The following is a 17110-nucleotide window of genomic DNA, read 5'->3' as shown; positions in this document are numbered from 1 at the left end:
GGCCTGGTCAGCTTTCGCGCACGGAGCGAGCCGAGGAGAGGGTGACCCATGGCCGACGGAGGCTTTGTCCAGCTGCCGGACGGGAGCGTCGTCGTGGCGCTCGCGCTGCCCCGCCCCGGGGCGCCTTCGTCGGCCGTCCGGGTGCTGGTCCACGCCGCGACGCGGCAGCGCGCGCTGACCCGCCTGCGGAACCTCGGGCTGCGTCCGTTCTACCTCAGGGGCAACGGCGCCCCGCCCACGCCCGACGAGGTCTCGGCCGTGCTGCACCACCCCGAGGGCGTGGTGTGGCGCCCCACGCCCGCGATCCCGACCGAGAGCTGGCACCCGATGACCCATCTGCTGCGCGGCCGGGTCTCCTGAGGGCTCGCCGGGGGCCCGCCGGGGGCCCGCCGAGCCCCCGCGGGCGGGCGGGGCTCAGGCGACGGCCGGGGTGCCGGTCAGGGTGATGTCCGCCTGCCGCAGCTGCTCGAGCGCGGTGTCCACCGTCGGGCGGGCCACGCCCGCCGTCAGACTCAGCAGGACGCGCGTGTCGAAGCCCGCGCGGGCCGCGTCGAGGGCGGTGGCCTTCACACAGAAGTCCGTCGCGATCCCGACCACGTCCACCGCGGTCACCTCGCGGGCCCGCAGCCAGTCGCCCAGGGGCGTCCCCGACTCGTCGACGCCCTCGAAGCCGCTGTAGGCGGCCGCGTAGGCGCCCTTGTCGAAGCACGCGTCCACGGCGCCCGAGGTGACGGCCGGGGCGAAGCTCGGGTGGAAGCCGACGCCCTCCGTGCCCGCGACGCAGTGCGGCGGCCATGAGTGGAGGAAGTCGGGATGTGCCGAGAAGTGATCACCCGGTGCGATGTGGTGATCGCGCGTGGCCACCACATGTCGGTACACGGGCGTGGCCGCGCCGATCACATCCGTGATGGCGGCGGCGACATCCGCGCCCCCCGCGACGGCCAGGCTGCCTCCCTCGCAGAAGTCGTTCTGCACGTCGACGACGATCAGCGCACGGTGCATGAGGTCACCTTTCTCAACGGGCCACGGCCCTTTGCGATCGACAGTAGTCAGGCTGGGGCGTCCGTGTAGCGCGTCGGCAGGACCGGCTCGCCCTTCGACAGCTGGGACGCCGAGAGCGGCAGCGCCTCGCGCGCCGCCACGTGCCGGTCGCGCGCGGCCTCGAGCGGCTCCCTGGCCACGGCCTTGCCGCCGCGCATCAGCTCGACCTGGAGCAGCCGGTCGGCCAGCTCGTCGGGAACGGGCCCGGTGCCGACGACCTCCGCGTCCGCGACGCCGTGCGCGTCCACGGCGCGGGCGGCCCACTTGGCGCCGCCGATCGACAGCTTGCCGCCCGTGGACCTCTTGGCCACCGGGATCAGCGGCGCGTCGGGCTCGTCGCCCGCGGCGCGCGCCACCAGCTTGTAGACCATCGAGGCCGTCGGGTGCCCGCTGCCGGTGACCAGCTGGGTGCCCACGCCGTAGGCGTCCACCGGGGCGGCGGCGAGCGACGCGATGGCGTACTCGTCGAGGTCGCTGGTGACCACGATCCGCGCGTCGCGCGCGCCCAGGTCGTCCAGCTGCCCGCGCACCCGGTGGGCGGCGACCAGCAGGTCGCCCGAGTCGATGCGGACCGCGCCGAGCCCTGGCCCCGCGACCTCGACCGCGACGCGCACGGCCTCCTCGACGTCGTAGGTGTCGACCAGCAGGGTCGTTCCCGCGCCGAGCGACTCGACCTGCGCGGTGAACGCCTCACGCTCGGAGTCGTGCAGCAGCGTGAAGGCGTGCGCGCTCGTGCCCACGGTGGGGATGCCGTACCTGAACCCGGCCGCGAGCACCGACGTGGAGGAGAAGCCACCGACGAACGCCGCACGCGACGCGGCGACCGCGCCCAGCTCGTGGGTGCGGCGGGCGCCCATCTCCATGAGCGGGCGGCCCGCGGCGGCCACCGCCATGCGGGAGGCGGCCGCGGCGACCGCCGAGTCGTGGTTGAGGATCGACAGGACCACCGTCTCGAGCAGCACGCACTCGGCGAAGCTGCCCTCGACCGCGAGCACAGGGGAGCCGGGGAAGTAGACCTCGCCCTCGGGGTAGCCCCTGATGTCGCCGGTGAAGCGGTAGTCGGCGAGCCAGTCGAGCGTCGGGGCGTCCACGATCCCCCCCTCGCGCAGGAAGTCGAGGATCGCGGGCTCGAACCTGAAGTTCTCCACCGCGTCGAGTACCCGGCCCGTGCCCGCCACGACGCCGTATCTGCGGCCCTCGGGCAGCCGCCGGGTGAAGACCTCGAACACCGATCTGCGGTGTGCCGTCCCCGAGCGCAGCGCCGCCTGGAGCATGGTCAGCTCGTACTGGTCCGTGAAGAGCGCGGTCGAGGGCACCGTCATCCGCGGCCCGGTCCACGCCTCGCCGCCGATGCCCGCGTCGGCGTCCGCGCTCATGTCCGCCCTGGTGTCCACACGTTCGCTACCGTCCATGGATCCCAGCCTACCCTCAATCTCGTCAGATTGACGATATCCGGTCGGCGTGGCCCCGCTCACCCCCTCCCGCCGGGCCGTTTGGGCCAGGGGGTGGGGTAGGTGGCAGCATGGACCGGGTGAGTGCGATGCCCGTGGAGATCGAGCGCACGGAATCCGACGAGGCCCGGGCGGTGGACCCCGTCCCCGATGTCCCCTGGATCACGATCGTGCACAACGACCCGGTGAACCTCATGAGTTATGTGACATACGTCTTCCAGAGCTACTTCGGCTACTCCAAGGAGAAGGCCAAGAAGCTCATGCTCGACGTGCATCACAAGGGGCGGGCGGTCGTGTCGAGGGGGAGCCGAGAGGAGATGGAGCGGGACGTGCAGGCGATGCATGGGTACGGCCTGTGGGCGACGCTCCGGAAGGAGCGCTGATGGCCGGGTACTTCGAGCCGCTGAGCGGCGGCGACGGGGGCGCGGCGATCGCTCTTGACCATGTCGAGATCTCGATCCTTCGCAGCCTGGCCACCCAGCTGATCGAGCTGATCGGGATCGATCACGCCGCCGAGGGTGACCCGGGCGAGGTCGATCCGCTGAGCGCGCTGTTCGTCGAGGGGCCGACCGAGCCGCCGAGCGATCCCGCGCTGGCCCGGCTCTTCCCCGACGCCTACGGCGAGCCGGGGCGGCCCGAGGACGACGAGAGCACGCGCCTGTCGGCGGAGTTCCGCCGGTTCACCGAGAGCGACCTGCGCACGCGCAAGCGCGAGGACCTGCTCGCGCTCGTCCGCTCCCTCGACTCGATCGCCTCGGAGGCGAAGGCGGCGGGCGAGAGCGGCGCGGTGCTGACGCTCAAGGCCGAGGAGGCGCGGCAGTGGCTCGGCGCGCTCAACGATCTGCGCCTCGCCATCGGGACGCGCCTCGACGTCAGGGACGACGAGGGCTCCGAGCGGCTGTTCGAGCTGCCGGAGAGCGACCCGAAGAAGCCGCTGGTGATGGCGTTCTTCTGGCTGGGCGGGCTCCAGGAGTCCCTCGTCGAGACGCTGATGCCCTGAGCCGCGCTCGCCGTGCGCCCCGGCGCCGCGTTCCCCCCAAAGGGTGATAACTCAGCAGATCATGTGATCAATACCACGATCGGTGGTACCTCTCTTGGCATCCTGTCCCTGCGGCCAAGGGCGACGGTATGGCGAGCGAAGGGTCCTGGACCGATCGGATCGACGAAGCGGTCAACAACGTCTTCGAGCCGGTCAGCGACGTCCTCTCCGACGTCGTTTTCCATGAGGTCACGATCCTCGGCGGTGACATACCGCTCATCGTGGGCTGGCTCGTGGTGGCCGGGCTCGCCTTCACGCTCTACTTCGGCTTCGTCCAGCTCCGGCACTTCGGGCTCGCCCTGCGCCTGGTGCGCGGCAGGTACGAGCAGCCGGACGCGCCGGGGGAGGTCAGCCACTTCCAGGCGCTGACCTCGGCCGTCGCGGGAACGGTCGGGCTCGGGAACATCGCGGGCGTCGCCATCGCCGTCTCCCTCGGCGGCCCGGGCGCGACGTTCTGGATGATCGTGTGCGGCCTGCTCGGCATGGCGTCCAAGTTCGTCGAGTGCACCCTGGGCGTCCGCTACCGCGAGATCGACGAGCGGGGCCGGGTCTCCGGCGGCCCGATGCACTATCTGCGCCGCGGCCTCGCCGAGCGAGGGCTGCCACGCCTCGGCGCGGTCCTCTCGGTGCTCGCCTCGGTGATGATCCTCTTCTTCGCGTTCTTCGGCGGGAACTTCTTCCAGGTCAACCAGAGCCTCGAGCAGCTGGCCACCGCCACCCGCGACCACACCGACTTCTTCGCCGGCTCGGGCGGCGCGCTGCTGTTCGGCGCGATCGTCGCCGTGCTCGCCGCGGCCGTGCTGCTCGGCGGCATCCGCGCGATCGGCCGGGTCACCAGCCGCCTGGTGCCCGCGATGGCGGTGCTCTACGTGAGCGCGTGCCTGGTGGTGATCGCGTTCAACGTCCACGAGGTCCCCGACGCGCTGGTCACCATCGTCACCGAGGCGTTCCGCCCCGAGGGGGTCGCGGGCGGCGTGGTCGGCGCGCTGGTCATGGGCTTCCAGCGGGCGGCGTTCTCCAACGAGGCGGGCGTCGGCTCCGCGCCCATCGCGCACTCCGCGGTGCGCACCAAGCGGCCCGCGACGGAGGGCCTGGTGGCGCTGCTCGAGCCGTTCCTCGACACGGTCGTCATCTGCACCATGACCGCGCTCACGATCGTGGTGGCGGGCGGCCCGCTCTACCGCGAGGCGCGGGAGGCCGCGGCCTCGGGCGAGGGCGTGGACGGCGGAACGGTCGGCATCTCGATCACGTCGGACGCGTTCGAGACCGCGCTGCCGTGGTTCCCCGCGGTGCTGACGATCGCGGTCTTCCTCTTCGCCTTCGCCACGATCATCACGTGGGGCTACTACGGACAGAAGGCGTGGGCCCACCTCTTCGGCGGGGCCAAGGGGAGCGAGACCGCGTACAAGGTGCTGTTCTGCTTCATGATCATGGCGGGCGCGCTGCTGTCGCTCGGCACGCTGGTCGAGCTCGCCGACGCGTTCCTGTTCTCCGCCGCGGTCTGCAACATCGTCGGGCTCTATCTGCTCGCGCCGCTGGTCAAGCGGGAGTTGGGCCGCGTCATCGAGTATGTGCGGCGCCGCGACGCGGGGGAGTCCGACGCCGCGATCGAGGCGGACGAGCGGCTTGCCGCGGTCCCCCCGGTCGTGCTCGAGGCGCCGCGCGCGCCCCACGCCCCCGACGCCGTCCCCGACTTCGCCGACAGGGCCGACAGGGCCGACAGGGCCGACAGGGCCGACCTGTCCGACAGGGCCGACCGGTCCGACGAGGAGGACGGGCCCGCGGACGGCCTCCCCGTGGCCAACTGAGCGGCCCGGCTTACGCTGGGCCGCATGCTGACCCTTTCGAACGCCCTGCGCGACCAGATCGTCGCGCACGCCCGAGCCGACCACCCGGACGAGGCGTGCGGCGTGATCGCGGGCCCCGCGGGCAGCGACCGGCCCGAGCGGTTCATCCCCATGCTCAACGCGGCGCGCTCGCCGACGTTCTACGAGTTCGACTCGGGCGATCTGCTGCGGCTCTACAAGGAGATGGACGCGCGCGACGAGGAGCCGGTGGTCATCTACCACTCGCACACCGCCACCGAGGCCTACCCCTCGCGCACCGACGTCTCCTACGCGAACGAGCCGAACGCGCACTATGTCCTGGTCTCCACCGCCGAGTCGGGCAACGGCGAAGGGCCCGTGTCGTTCCGCTCCTTCCGCATCGTGGCGGGCGAGATCACCGAGGAGGAGGTCAGATTCGTGCCATGAGACGGCCGGGTCCGGATGATGGGCGGAACCCGGGGCCGTTCACCGGGAATCGTTACGATGACTTCCTGGTTCCCCACGGCGTGACCGCTCCGCGGTCGGCCACCCGGCACCCTCGGCACGCTTGGCAGACCCGCAGACCCGCAGACCCGCAGACAAGATCCCTGGAGCTTTGATGGCCATCGAGGTCCGCATCCCGACCATCCTCCGCAGCTACACCGGTGGCGAGAAGGCCGTGCAGGGCGGCGGCGAGACGATCGCCGAGCTGTTCGGGGACCTGGACGCCCGGTATCCGGGCATCAAGGACCGGCTGGTGGACGGCGAGGAGCTGCGGCGCTTCGTCAACGTCTACCTGAACGACGAGGACGTCCGCTTCCTCGAGGGCATCGCGACCAAGCTCGCCGACGGCGACAGCGTCACCATCCTGCCCGCGGTCGCCGGGGGCGCTGGCTGATGCGGTTCGACTCACCGCTCGCGGCGGTCGGCAACACGCCGCTGGTGCGGCTGCCCCGGCTGTCGCCCGCCGAGTCGGTGCGCGTCTGGGCCAAGCTGGAGGACCGGAATCCAACGGGTTCGGTCAAGGACCGTCCCGCGTTGTTCATGATCGAGCAGGCGGAGAAGGACGGCCGCCTCACGCCCGGCTGCACGATCCTCGAGCCCACGTCGGGGAACACCGGGATCTCCCTGGCGATGGCCGCCCGCCTCAAGGGCTACCGCATCGTGTGCGTCATGCCCGAGAACACCTCGTCCGAGCGGCGCGAGCTGCTGGCCATGTGGGGCGCGGAGATCATCTCCTCACCCGCGGCCGGGGGTTCCAACACGGCGGTCCGCGTCGCCAAGGAGCTGGCCGCCGAGCACCCCGACTGGGTGATGCTCTACCAGTACGGCAACCCCCACAACGCGGGCGCCCACTACGCCACCACGGGCCCCGAGATCCTGGCCGACCTGCCTTCGATCACCCACTTCGTCGCGGGCCTCGGCACCACCGGCACGCTCATGGGCGTGGGCCGTTACCTGCGCGAGCACCGCCCCGGCATCCAGGTCGTCGCCGCCGAGCCGCGCTACGACGACCTGGTCTACGGCCTGCGGAACCTGGACGAGGGCTTCGTCCCCGAGCTGTACGACGAGTCCGTGCTGACCTCGCGCTTCTCCGTCGGCTCGACCGACGCGGTCGTCCGCACCCGCGAACTCCTCGCTCAGGAGGGCATCTTCGCCGGGGTCTCCACGGGCGCCGCGCTGCACGCCGCGATCGGCGTGGGCCGCAAGGCGCTCAGGGCGGGCGAGGACGCGGACATCGTCTTCGTCGTCGCGGACGGCGGCTGGAAGTACCTGTCCACCGGCATCTACACCGCGGACAGCACCGAGGAGGCCGTGGCCCGGCTGCACGGCCAGCTCTGGGCGTGACGCCGGGGCACACCGCCGCCCGACTCACGGTGTGTGGCATGCCGGGCACGTAGAGTCCTCGGCGTGATCGTTCCCAGCTACTCCCGCGCCCGGCCTGCCGCCGAGCAGACCGTCTGGACCAGGATGACCGCCAGGGACTCCCTGGCGCGGCGTCTTGACTGGGCGCTGCTCGGGGCGGCGGTGAGCCTCTCCGTCCTCGGCACCCTGCTGGTGTACTCGGCGACCAAGGCGCGGACCGATCTCAACAACGGCGAGCCCGGCTTCTTCCTGGTCCGTCATGTCCTCAACATCTCGATCGGCCTCGGACTCGCCGCCCTCATGGTGTGGCTCGGCCACACCAGGCTGCGCACCGCGGTGCCCGTCCTGTACGCGGTCTCCGTCGTGCTCTCGCTCGCGGTGCTCACCCCGCTCGGCTCCTCGATCAACGGCTCGCGCAGCTGGATCCAGCTGCCGGGCGGCTTCGTGTTCCAGCCGTCCGAGCTGGTCAAGGTCGGGGTGATCCTGGGCCTCGCGACGCTGCTCTCCGCGCCCATGGAGAGCGAGGGCCGGGACACCCCCGACACCCGCTCGGTGCTCCAGTCGCTCCTGCTGGTCGCGATCCCCGCCGTGCTGATCATGCTCACGCCCGATGTGGGGCAGACGATGGTGATCGCCGCGATCGCGCTTGGCGCGCTGCTGGTCTCGGGCACCGGGCGGCGCTGGATCCTGGGCCTGCTCGGGCTCGGCGTGGTGGGGGCGTTGGCCGTGTGGCAGCTGGGGCTGCTCGACGAGTACCAGATCAACCGGTTCGCGGCGTTCGCCAATCCCGCGCTCGACCCCTCGGGGGTGGGCTACAACACCAACCAGGCGCGGATCGCGATCGGTTCGGGAGGGCTGACGGGTCAGGGGCTCTTCCACGGCAGCCAGACGGCGGGGCAGTTCGTGCCCGAGCAGCACACCGACTTCATCTACACCGTGGTGGGGGAGGAGCTGGGCTTCGCGGGCGCCGGGTCCGTGATCGTGCTGATCGGGATCGTGCTGTGGCGCGGCTGCCGGATCGCCGCGCACGCGCCCGATCTGTACGGGACGCTCGTGGCGGCGGGGATCGTGGCGTGGCTCGCGTTCCAGTCGTTCCAGAACATGGGGATGGCGCTGGGGATCATGCCGGTCACGGGGCTTCCGCTGCCGTTCCTGTCCTATGGCGGTTCCGCGATGTTTGCCACCTGGATCGCCGTTGGACTGCTGCTTGCGATTCGTGTTCGGTCACGCAGCCGAATGTGACCGACCATGATCGAACGCCATCGCGCGGGACCGAGCAGGGCAGGTGAGCGGCCCGTGGGCGACCGTCCCCCGCCCTGGTGATTCCGCCCACACCCCGGGCCGCACAAGGAGCATGGCGGGCCGTTGCGACTTAGAGTCGTTCGAACCCCACTACGGAGGTTCCCCGTTCCATGAAGCTCACCGTCGTCGGCTGCTCGGGGTCTTTCCCGTCCGCGGACTCGGCCTGTTCCAGCTACCTCATCGAGGCCGAGGGCTACCGACTGCTCCTGGACCTGGGCAATGGCGCCCTGGGCGAGCTACAGAAGTACTGCGGCCTGTACGACGTCGACGCGATCGCCATCAGCCACCTGCACGCGGACCACTGCATCGACATGTGCGGCTATTTCGTGGCCCGTTACTACCGCTTCGAGGGCGGGCGCTGTGAGCCGATCCCCGTCTACGGGCCATCGGGGACCGAGCAGCGGCTGATCACGGCCTACCACGACACCCCGTCCGACGACTCGATGCGCGAGGTCTTCGACTTCCGCACGCTGGCGTCGGGCGCGACGTACGAGGTGGGCCCGCTGCGGCTGACGGCGCTGCGGATGACGCACCCGGTCGAGACGTTCGGCTTCCGGGTGGAGCACGCGGGGCGCGTGCTGAGCTACTCGGGGGACACCGGCAGGTGCGACGCGTTGACCGTGCTGGCCAAGGACGCGGACCTCTTCCTGTGCGAGGCGTCGTTCACCCACGGCAAGGAGGACATCGCCGATGTGCACCTCAACGGGCGGCAGGCCGGGGAGTGCGCGCGCGACGCGTCGGCCGAGCGGCTCGTGCTGACGCACATCCCGCCGTGGACGGACGCCCAGGTCAACCTCTGCGACGCCAAGGCCGTCTTCGGCGGCCCCGTCGAACTCGCCCGCCCCGGCGCGGTGTACGACGTCTGACCGGTGTACGACGTCCGACCGGTGAACGCGGGAGGGCGGGCGGGCGCGTGGGGCGAACGGGTTAGGCTCGCCCCCATGTCACGCATCGACGGCCGCGCGGCCGACCAGCTCCGTCCCGTCACGATCGAACGCGGCTGGAGCAAGCACGCGGAGGGCTCGGTCCTGGTGTCCTTCGGCGACACCCGGGTGCTGTGCACGGCCAGCGTCACCGAGGGCGTGCCCCGCTGGCGGCGCGGCGGTGGCGAGGGCTGGGTGACCGGCGAGTACGCGATGCTGCCCCGGGCGACCAACACCCGCGGCGACCGCGAGTCGGTCCGCGGCAGGATCGGCGGCCGCACCCATGAGATCTCCCGGCTGATCGGCAGGTCGCTGCGCGCGGTGATCGACTTCAAGGCCCTTGGCGAGAACACCGTCGTGCTCGACTGCGACGTCCTCCAGGCCGACGGCGGCACCAGGACGGCGGCGATCACGGGGGCGTTCGTCGCGCTGGCCGACGCCGTCGCGTGGGGGCGGCGGCAGAAGCTGATCAAGGCCAAGGCCCAGCCGCTGACCGGCACGGTCTCCGCGGTGAGCGTCGGGATCGTGGCGGGCGTTCCGCTGCTCGACCTCGCCTACGAGGAGGACGTGCGCGCCGAGACCGACATGAACGTCGTGTGCACGGGGGACGGGCGCTTCGTCGAGGTGCAGGGTACGGCGGAGGGGCAGCCGTTCGACCGGGCGGAGCTCGACGCGCTGCTCGACCTCGGCGTCGCGGGCTGTGGGCGGCTGGCCGCGGCCCAGCGCGAGGCGCTCGGCGAAGGCTGAACCGGCGTCCGGTATCCCGGACGCGTCACACGATCTCGAACACACCCCTTGACTCCCGCGGAAGCGGCTCCTTAGCGTGTCCGCACTCCGGCTGACTGCGTAGTCAGCCGGCCGTGCTGGCAAGGGAGCTGGTAGTGACGGGTCGGGTCTCGATGGCGGACGTCGCCAGGAGCGCGGGGGTCTCGCAGAAGACCGTCTCCCGCGTCGTCAACGGCGAACCGCACGTCAGCCCCGCCGTCAGGCGGCGCGTGCTGCGCGAGATCGAACGGCTCGGCTTCCTCCCCAACGAGTCGGCGCGCGCCCTGGTCACCCGACGCTCGCGGCGCATCGGCATCGTCACCGCGCGCACGTCCTACTTCGGCCCCGCATCGGTGCTGCGCGACCTCGAGCACGCGGCGCGCGCCGCCGGGTACTTCGTCAGCGTCGTGCACGCCGACGAGCAGGACGGCGACGAGGCGGCGCGCGCCGTCGCGCACCTGGTCAGCCAGGGCGTGGACGCCATCGCGGTGTGCGCCCCCTGCGGGCCCGTCGACCCCGCGGCCCTTGTCCCGGCGTCGCTGCCCGTCCTCGTGCTGCGCTGCCCCGAGGACCAGGGCCCCGACGCGGCTCCGCAGAGCGTCGAACGGCGCCGGATCACCGTCGGCAACGACGACATCGGCGGCGCCGCCCAGGCCACCGAGTACCTGCTGAGCCTGGGCCACCGCACCGTTCACCACATCGCGGGCCCCCTCGCCTGGGCCTCGTCGGGCCACCGGCTGCGCGGCTGGCGCTCCGCCCTGCGCGCCGCGGGCGCGGACGAGCCGCCGCCCGCGCACGGCGACTGGAGCCCCGCGTCCGGCTACCACGCCGCCCGCGAACTCCTCGGCCGCACGGGCCCGTTCGCGTTCACCGCGCTCTTCGCGGCCAACGACCAGATGGCCGTGGGCGCCATCCACGCCATCGAGCGGTCGGGGCGGCGCGTGCCGGACGACATCAGCGTCGTCGGCTTCGACGACATCCCGGAGGCCGCCTATCTGTCCGTGCCCCTCTCCACCATCCGCCAGGACTTCGCCGAGACGGCACGGCGGGCCATCCGGCGGCTGATCCCCGCCATCACCGGCGAGGGAACACCCGCCCCCGACGCGCGGACCCCGACCGAGCTCGTCGCCCGCGCGAGCACCGCACCGCCGCCGAGCACCCCGCCCCGCTCCACCTGAAAGGCAAGCGAGGGACGACCATGACCCCACCACCCCCCTCCCTCCCCCCGATACCGGGCGCCGCCCTCTCCCGGCGCCGCCTGCTGCGCCTCGGCGGCGGCCTGGGCGCGGCCGCCGTGTTCGGCGGCGCGCTCAGCGGCTGCGCCGGGCGCGCCGACGCCGAGCCGGTCACCTCGGGCCGGGTCAGGCTGGCGTTCTGGACCCACGACCAGGCGTATGTCGACTTCTTCCAGGCCGCGGCCGACACCGCGGCGGCCACGGGCGGCGGCCCCTTCGCATGGGAGCTCGACGCCACCCGCACCGGCGCCGCCGACATCGTCACCAAGACCATCGCCCAGACCATCGCGGGCCGCGGCACCCCCGACGTGGTGGGCCTCGAGATCGGCGCGTTCCCGCGGCTGCTCCGCGGCGACCTGGCCGCCGAGATCCTGGAGCCGCTCGAGTCGTACGTGACCGACGCCGAGGACGACCTGCTCACCGTGCGCACCGCGCCGTTCAGCCAGGACGGCCACCTGTACGCGCTCGACTCCGACGCCCCGCTGGTCGTCTACTACTACCGCGAGACCGAGTTCGAACGGGTCGGGCTGCCCACCGACGCGGGCAGCTGGGAGGAGCTGGCCGAGGCCGCGCTGCGCGTGCGCCGCCGCCACGACGTGTGCGTCGGCGCGGCGTGCGTGGGCAGCGAGCTGGGCCAGGTCGTCCAGAGCTTCGACCAGCTGCTGATGCAGCGCGGCGGACGGCTTTTCCAGGAGGACGGCACCCCTCTCGATCGAGACGCCCGAGGCGGAGGAGGTGCTGGCGTTCCTGGTCAGGGGCGTCCAGGAGGGCTATCTGGCCACCATCCCCGACCCGTTCGGGCCCGGCACGGCCGCGGCGTTCACCTCGGGCCAGCTCATCGGCCAGTACGCCGCGACCTGGTACAAGGTCTACGGCCTGATGCCCAACGCGCCCGACCAGGCGGGCGAGTGGCGCATCCGGGCGCTGCCGGGCTTCGAGGGCGGCGGCTCACGCGCGTCGTTCACCGGCGGCACCGGCTTCGCCGCGCTGCGCGGCAAGGAGAACACCCTCGCCGGCGTCGAGCTGATCAGGACCGCCTACCTCACCCCTGACGAGCAGGTGCGCCGCTATCTGGACCTGGGCTACCTGCCCACCAGGCGCTCGCTGTACGAGAACGAGGAACTGCTCGCCGTCGAGGACGAGTTCTGCGGCGGCCAGCGCATGTTCGAGGTGTACCGCGACGTCATCGACGAGGCGCCCGCCGTCCACCTCAGCGCGGACAAGCCGATCCTCGACACCGTCCTCAGCGGCTATCTGCTGCGCGCCTACCGCGGCGACCTCAGCCCGCGTGAGGCGCTGAGCGGCGCCACCGAGGACTTCCACGGCCAGACCCGCGCGTCCCGTTCGTAAGGAGCCGTCACCGATGACCGCACTCCAGGCTCCACCCCACGGAAGGCCCGACGGCGGGCCAGGGAAAAGGCCCGACGGCCCCCGGGGCGCCGGAAGGAAGCAGCGGCAGCTCGCGCCGTACCTCTTCATCGCGCCGTTCTACGTCCTGTACGGCCTGTTCATGATCATTCCGATCGGGGCCGGGATCTATCTCTCGATGACCGAGTGGGTCGGCCTCGGCACCCCCGAGTTCATCGGATTCGACAACTTCGCCAACCTCGCCCGCGACACCAGCTTCCACAAGGCGCTGGGCAACTCCCTGATCTACGTGCTGATCAGCGTCCTCGTCGTGGTCCCCGCGGCGCTGCTGATCGCCCAGGCGCTCAACACCAAGGGGCTGCGCGCCCGCGACCTCTTCCGGGTCACGTTCTTCATCCCGATGGTGCTCTCGCCCATCGTCATCGCCCTCGTCTACAGCCTGCTGCTCGACCGCAACAACGGCCTGGTCAACGCCCTGCTGCGGGCGCTGTTCGGCGCCGGGAACACCGACTGGCTCGGCGACCCCACGCTGGCCAGGCTGTCCGTGGGGTTCGTGCTGCTGTGGCGCTGGGTCGGCTATCTCACGATCTTCTTCCTCGCCGCGCTCCAGGCCGTGCCCAAGGAGCGCTACGAGGCCGCCGAGCTGGACGGCGCGGGCGTCTTCCGCACCTTCACGGCCGTCACGCTGCCCGGCATCCGCCCGGTGACGGCGTTCGTCGTGGTCACGTCGTTCATCGGCGCGGCCCAGCTGTTCGACGAGCCCTTCCTGATCACCGGCGGCGGTCCCGGCGAGGAGACGCTGTCCGTGGCGATGTTCGTCTACCGCGCGGCGTTCGACCGCCAGCAGTTCGGGTACGCCGCCGCCGCGGGGCTCGTGCTGTTCGTCATCGTCTTCGGGGTCAGCCAGATCCTGAACCGGCTGCTCTCCATCGGGAGGACCTCTTGACCGCGGCGACCCCCACTCCCGCCCGGACCGTGCGGCGGACCCCGAAGAAGGCCGGGGCGGCCCCGCCGGGCGGCCCGCGGCGGAACGGCAGCGTGCCGGGGCGGATCGCGCTCTACGCGACGCTCACCGTGCTGCTGCTCGCGTTCGTCGCGCCGATGGTGTGGGCGCTCAGCGCCTCGTTCAAGCCGCGCGCCGACATCTTCGAATACCCGCCCAACCTCATTCCGAGCCCGGCCACCCTGGAGAACTTCCGCAATCTGCTGAACGGCGAGCCCTTCTGGAACTGGTTCGCCATCAGCGTGGTCACCGCGCTGCTCGCCACCGTCATCGCGGTGTTCGTGTGCGCGCTCGCCGGATTCGCGTTCGCCAAATACCGCTTCGCGGGAAAGCGAATCCTCTTCTCGGTGATGTTCAGCTCGCTCTCCGTGCCGTTCGCGGTCATTCTCGTGCCGCTCTTCGTGCTGGTCGTGAAGTCGGGCCTGTCCAATCCCTGGTTCGCCCTCATCGTGCCCTGGGTGGCGCCCGCCTTCGGCATCTTCATGATGCAGCAGTACATCGTCCAGTCGATTCCCGACGAGATCCTCGAGGCCGCGAGAATCGACGGAGCCACCGAATTCGGCATTTTCCTCCGCGTCGTTCTCCCGCTGCTGCGGCCGCCGCTCGGCGCGCTCGCCGTGTGGCAGTTCCTGCACAGCTACAACAGCTTCCTTTGGCCGCTCGTCCTCATCTCGGAAACCGACCGCTACACCATTCCGCTCGGCCTCAACATCCTCTTCAAGGCCGAGAACCGTTCGTTCGACCTGGTCCTCCCCGGCGCCGTCCTCGCCTCCGTGCCGACGATCCTGGTCTTCCTGCTGCTGCGCAAACAGCTGCTCGAAGGGCTCTCCACCGGCGCGGTCAAGGGCTGAGTTCTCCGCACCCTCCGCACCATCCGTCAACGCAAGGGAGAAGCATGCCCACGCTGCCCGGCCGGGTCCTGTTCGGCGCGGCCTACTACCACGAGTACCAGCCGAGCCCGAGGCTGGAGAAGGACCTCGACCTGATGCGGGAGGCGCGTTTCAGCGTCATCCGCGTCGGCGAGTCCGTGTGGTCCACCTGGGAGCCAGAGGACGGCGTCTTCGCGCTCGAGTGGCTGCGCCCGGTGCTCGACGGCGCCCACGAGCGCGGCATCTCCGTCATCCTGGGCACCCCCACCTACGCCGTCCCCCCGTGGCTGGCCCGCCTGCACCCCGAGATCAACGCCGAGCGCCGCACCGGCCAGCCCATGGGCTGGGGCATCAGGCAGGAGATGGACTTCACGCACCCGGCGTTCCTCTTCCACGCCGAGCGCGTCATCCGCCGGATCGTCGCCCACTACGCCGACCACCCGGCCGTCATCGGGTACCAGGTCGACAACGAGCCCGGCATCGAGATCTTCCACAACCGCGCCGTCTTCCAGCGCTTCGTCGACCAGCTGCGCCGCGTCTACGGCTCCGTCGACGAGATCAACGAGCGCTGGGGGCTGACCTACTGGTCGCACCGCCTGTCCACGTGGGCCGACCTGTGGACGCCCGACGCCAACGGGCAGCCGCAGTACGACCTCGCGTGGCGCCGCTTCCAGGCCGGGCTGACGAGCGACTTCATCGGCTGGCAGGCGGACGTGGTGCGCGAGTACGCGCGCGAGGACCAGTTCGTCACCACATGCATCGCCTACTCGCGCCCCACGGTGCGCGACGACCACCTCACCGCGCGCCTCGACGTGACCGCGGGCAACCCGTACTACCGCATGCAGGACGGCCTGGCGCTGCCCAGCACGGAGCCGACGAGCGACAGTTGGGCGTCCACCGGGACATGGGCGCTCTACGCGGCGGCCGACCGCATGTTCGCGTCGCGGCAGGAGCCCTTCCTGGTCACCGAGACCGACGCGCAGGCCATCGGGCCCGCGTGGATCAACGAGCCCGCGTACGACGGGCAGTGGCGGCAGGCCGCCTGGGCGCTGGTGTCGCGCGGCGCCCGCATGATCGAGTACTGGCACTGGCACACGCTGCACCACGGCACCGAGACCTACTGGGGCGGCATCCTGCCGCACAGCGGGGCCCCTGGCCGGGTCTACCGCGAACTGGCCGCGCTGGGCGCCGAGTTCGAGAAGGCGGGCGAGCTGGTCGCCGGTCTCGAGCCGGACGCGGACGTGACGATGCTGTACTCGGCCGACACCAAGTGGGCCCTGGAGCACGCGCCCATGCTGCACGGTCCCGACGGTGGCCCCGACCGGCGCGCGTACCACGCGGTGTTCGACGCGTTCTACCGCGGCGCGTTCGACGCGGGGCTCCAGACGCGGATCGTTCACCCGTCGCAGCTGTTCGGGCGCGACCCGGCTGAGGTCGCGGCCGAGCGGCCGCTGCTGGTCGCGGCGGGGCTCCTCGTCGCCGCGGAGGACGAGCTGCGCTGGCTCGAACGGTACGCGGCGGCGGGCGGCCACCTGCTGCTCGGCATCCGCACCGGCTACGGCGACGAGGAGGTGCGGGCGCGCCAGGAGACCAAGCCCGCGTTCCTGACCGAGGCGGCGGGCGTGTGGTACGACGAGTTCTCGACGCTGTCCGACCCGCTGCCCGTGCTCGCGCCCGACGCCTCGCCGCTGCGGCTGCCCGGGGGGGCGCGTGGCACGCGCTGGGTGGACGGCCTGACGGTGGCCGACGGCGAGGTCCTCGCGCTCTACGAGCACCCGCACTTCTGCCGCTGGCCCGCGGTGACCACGCGGGCGCACGGGGCGGGGCGGGTGACGTATGTGGGCACGGTCCCTGACCAGGCGCTGGCCGCGGCGGTCCTGGCGTGGTGCGCGCCGCCGCGCGAGGAGGAGGGCTGGCGCCCGGCGGCCGACTCCCAGACGGTCACGGCGGCCACGGCCCCGAACGGCGCGCGGGTGCGCTTCCTGCACAACTGGTCGTGGCTGCCGAGCACGTTCCGCCTCCCGACCCCGTGCCGCGACGCACTGACGGGGGCGCCGCTCCCGGCGGAGAGCGAGCTGGAACTCGGTCCGTGGGATGTGCGGGTGCTGAGGGATGCGCTCCGCGCGGGGGAGCGGCGGGGTGGTGCGGCTGTGACCTGAGCGGGGTGCGCTCCGCGCGGGGAGCGGCGGGGTGGTGCGGTCTGGCGGCAGCCGGGTTGCGGCCGCGGGAACTCCCCCGCCCACCCGCCCCGTTCGCCCTGCGGGCGGCGTGCCCTGCGGGCGGCGTGCCCTGCGGGCGGCGTGCCCTGCGGGCGGCGTGCCCTGCGGGCGGCGTGCCCTGCGGGCGGCGTGCCCTGCGGGCGGCGTGCCCTGCGGGCGGCGTGCCCTGCGGGCGGCGTTGCGGGGTGCGCTCCGCGCGGGGAGGCGGCGGGGTGGTGCGGCTG

General features: G+C 72.0%; 17 protein-coding genes. 15 read left to right on the top strand and 2 right to left on the bottom strand.

Translation table 11 applies throughout. From position 1 onward, the window contains the following. Positions 1-48 precede the first annotated feature (48 nt). Positions 49-360 carry a hypothetical protein gene (locus D7318_RS17600; protein ID WP_113685809.1) on the top strand — a complete coding sequence of 104 codons (312 nt, stop codon included), beginning with the start codon at positions 49-51 and terminating at the stop codon, positions 358-360. A 54-nt stretch (positions 361-414) separates the two neighbouring features. On the opposite strand, the gene D7318_RS17595 is transcribed toward D7318_RS17600, so the two are convergent. Beyond that, positions 415-1002, bottom strand: coding sequence for an isochorismatase family protein (locus D7318_RS17595; RefSeq protein WP_120698062.1), 588 nt, complete (start codon positions 1000-1002; stop codon positions 415-417). Positions 1003-1049: 47 nt separating this feature from the next. Beyond that, a complete protein-coding gene (locus D7318_RS17590) occupies positions 1050-2363 on the bottom strand; it encodes a nicotinate phosphoribosyltransferase (RefSeq protein ID WP_120698134.1) in 1314 nt (437 codons plus the stop codon). Between the two features lie 200 nt (positions 2364-2563). Between D7318_RS17590 and clpS the strand changes: the two genes are divergently transcribed. From clpS to D7318_RS17515, 14 genes are all read left to right on the top strand, one after another. Continuing rightward, positions 2564-2875, top strand: coding sequence for an ATP-dependent Clp protease adapter ClpS (clpS, locus tag D7318_RS17585; RefSeq protein WP_120698061.1), 312 nt, complete (start codon positions 2564-2566; stop codon positions 2873-2875). Continuing rightward, on the top strand, positions 2875-3492 hold the full coding sequence (locus D7318_RS17580) for a DUF2017 domain-containing protein (protein ID WP_120698060.1): 618 nt from the start codon (positions 2875-2877) through the stop codon (positions 3490-3492). Before clpS ends, D7318_RS17580 begins: the two co-directional genes overlap by 1 nt. Positions 3493-3620: 128 nt before the next feature. After that, positions 3621-5339 (top strand): alanine/glycine:cation symporter family protein, encoded by a 1719-nt coding sequence (locus D7318_RS17575; protein WP_147437748.1) that lies wholly within the window; start codon positions 3621-3623, stop codon positions 5337-5339. 24 nt (positions 5340-5363) lie between these two features. Beyond that, positions 5364-5783, top strand: coding sequence for a Mov34/MPN/PAD-1 family protein (locus tag D7318_RS17565; RefSeq protein ID WP_120698059.1), 420 nt, complete (start codon positions 5364-5366; stop codon positions 5781-5783). 172 nt (positions 5784-5955) lie between these two features. Beyond that, a complete protein-coding gene (locus D7318_RS17560) occupies positions 5956-6234 on the top strand; it encodes a MoaD family protein (RefSeq protein ID WP_120698058.1) in 279 nt (92 codons plus the stop codon). Beyond that, the gene (locus D7318_RS17555; protein WP_120698057.1) at positions 6234-7184 is read left to right on the top strand and encodes a PLP-dependent cysteine synthase family protein; all 951 of its coding nucleotides are present in this window, start codon (positions 6234-6236) and stop codon (positions 7182-7184) included. Before D7318_RS17560 ends, D7318_RS17555 begins: the two co-directional genes overlap by 1 nt. A gap of 123 nt (positions 7185-7307) precedes the next feature. After that, entirely contained in the window at positions 7308-8444 is a 1137-nt protein-coding gene (rodA, locus tag D7318_RS17550) for a rod shape-determining protein RodA (RefSeq protein WP_120698133.1), read from the top strand. Between the two features lie 170 nt (positions 8445-8614). Then, positions 8615-9370: an MBL fold metallo-hydrolase gene (locus tag D7318_RS17545; RefSeq protein ID WP_120698056.1), complete on the top strand. Its 756-nt coding sequence runs from the start codon at positions 8615-8617 to the stop codon at positions 9368-9370. A gap of 75 nt (positions 9371-9445) precedes the next feature. Continuing rightward, positions 9446-10174, top strand: a complete 729-nt coding sequence (rph, locus tag D7318_RS17540) for a ribonuclease PH (protein ID WP_120698055.1) — start codon at positions 9446-9448, stop codon at positions 10172-10174. Between the two features lie 134 nt (positions 10175-10308). After that, the gene (locus tag D7318_RS17535) at positions 10309-11370 is read left to right on the top strand and encodes a LacI family DNA-binding transcriptional regulator (protein WP_230423834.1); all 1062 of its coding nucleotides are present in this window, start codon (positions 10309-10311) and stop codon (positions 11368-11370) included. A 20-nt stretch (positions 11371-11390) separates the two neighbouring features. Then, entirely contained in the window at positions 11391-12479 is a 1089-nt protein-coding gene (locus D7318_RS17530; protein WP_230423832.1) for an extracellular solute-binding protein, read from the top strand. Positions 12480-12790: 311 nt separating this feature from the next. After that, positions 12791-13741: a carbohydrate ABC transporter permease gene (locus tag D7318_RS17525; protein WP_120698053.1), complete on the top strand. Its 951-nt coding sequence runs from the start codon at positions 12791-12793 to the stop codon at positions 13739-13741. Beyond that, the gene (locus D7318_RS17520) at positions 13738-14649 is read left to right on the top strand and encodes a carbohydrate ABC transporter permease (protein ID WP_230423830.1); all 912 of its coding nucleotides are present in this window, start codon (positions 13738-13740) and stop codon (positions 14647-14649) included. The genes D7318_RS17525 and D7318_RS17520 overlap by 4 nt, the downstream gene beginning before the upstream one ends. A gap of 44 nt (positions 14650-14693) precedes the next feature. Next, positions 14694-16826: a beta-galactosidase gene (locus D7318_RS17515; protein WP_120698052.1), complete on the top strand. Its 2133-nt coding sequence runs from the start codon at positions 14694-14696 to the stop codon at positions 16824-16826. Positions 16827-17110: the final 284 nt, after the last annotated feature.

It is taken from the genome of Streptomyces radicis (assembly GCF_003626575.1).
In the GTDB taxonomy this organism is placed as follows: domain Bacteria; phylum Actinomycetota; class Actinomycetes; order Streptomycetales; family Streptomycetaceae; genus Streptomyces; species Streptomyces radicis.
The sequence above is the reverse complement of the archived record's forward strand: the minus strand, read 5'-3'. Positions and strand labels throughout refer to the sequence as shown.

Coding starts and splice junctions, on each gene's coding strand:
- D7318_RS17600 (WP_113685809.1), top strand. CDS start 49: ATGGCCGACGGAGGCTTTGTCCAGCTGCCGGACGGGAGCGTCGTCGTG.
- D7318_RS17595 (WP_120698062.1), bottom strand. CDS start 1,002: ATGCACCGTGCGCTGATCGTCGTCGACGTGCAGAACGACTTCTGCGAG.
- D7318_RS17590 (WP_120698134.1), bottom strand. CDS start 2,363: ATGACGGTGCCCTCGACCGCGCTCTTCACGGACCAGTACGAGCTGACC.
- clpS (WP_120698061.1), top strand. CDS start 2,564: ATGGACCGGGTGAGTGCGATGCCCGTGGAGATCGAGCGCACGGAATCC.
- D7318_RS17580 (WP_120698060.1), top strand. CDS start 2,875: ATGGCCGGGTACTTCGAGCCGCTGAGCGGCGGCGACGGGGGCGCGGCG.
- D7318_RS17575 (WP_147437748.1), top strand. CDS start 3,621: ATGGCGAGCGAAGGGTCCTGGACCGATCGGATCGACGAAGCGGTCAAC.
- D7318_RS17565 (WP_120698059.1), top strand. CDS start 5,364: ATGCTGACCCTTTCGAACGCCCTGCGCGACCAGATCGTCGCGCACGCC.
- D7318_RS17560 (WP_120698058.1), top strand. CDS start 5,956: ATGGCCATCGAGGTCCGCATCCCGACCATCCTCCGCAGCTACACCGGT.
- D7318_RS17555 (WP_120698057.1), top strand. CDS start 6,234: ATGCGGTTCGACTCACCGCTCGCGGCGGTCGGCAACACGCCGCTGGTG.
- rodA (WP_120698133.1), top strand. CDS start 7,308: ATGACCGCCAGGGACTCCCTGGCGCGGCGTCTTGACTGGGCGCTGCTC.
- D7318_RS17545 (WP_120698056.1), top strand. CDS start 8,615: ATGAAGCTCACCGTCGTCGGCTGCTCGGGGTCTTTCCCGTCCGCGGAC.
- rph (WP_120698055.1), top strand. CDS start 9,446: ATGTCACGCATCGACGGCCGCGCGGCCGACCAGCTCCGTCCCGTCACG.
- D7318_RS17530 (WP_230423832.1), top strand. CDS start 11,391: ATGACCCCACCACCCCCCTCCCTCCCCCCGATACCGGGCGCCGCCCTC.
- D7318_RS17525 (WP_120698053.1), top strand. CDS start 12,791: ATGACCGCACTCCAGGCTCCACCCCACGGAAGGCCCGACGGCGGGCCA.
- D7318_RS17515 (WP_120698052.1), top strand. CDS start 14,694: ATGCCCACGCTGCCCGGCCGGGTCCTGTTCGGCGCGGCCTACTACCAC.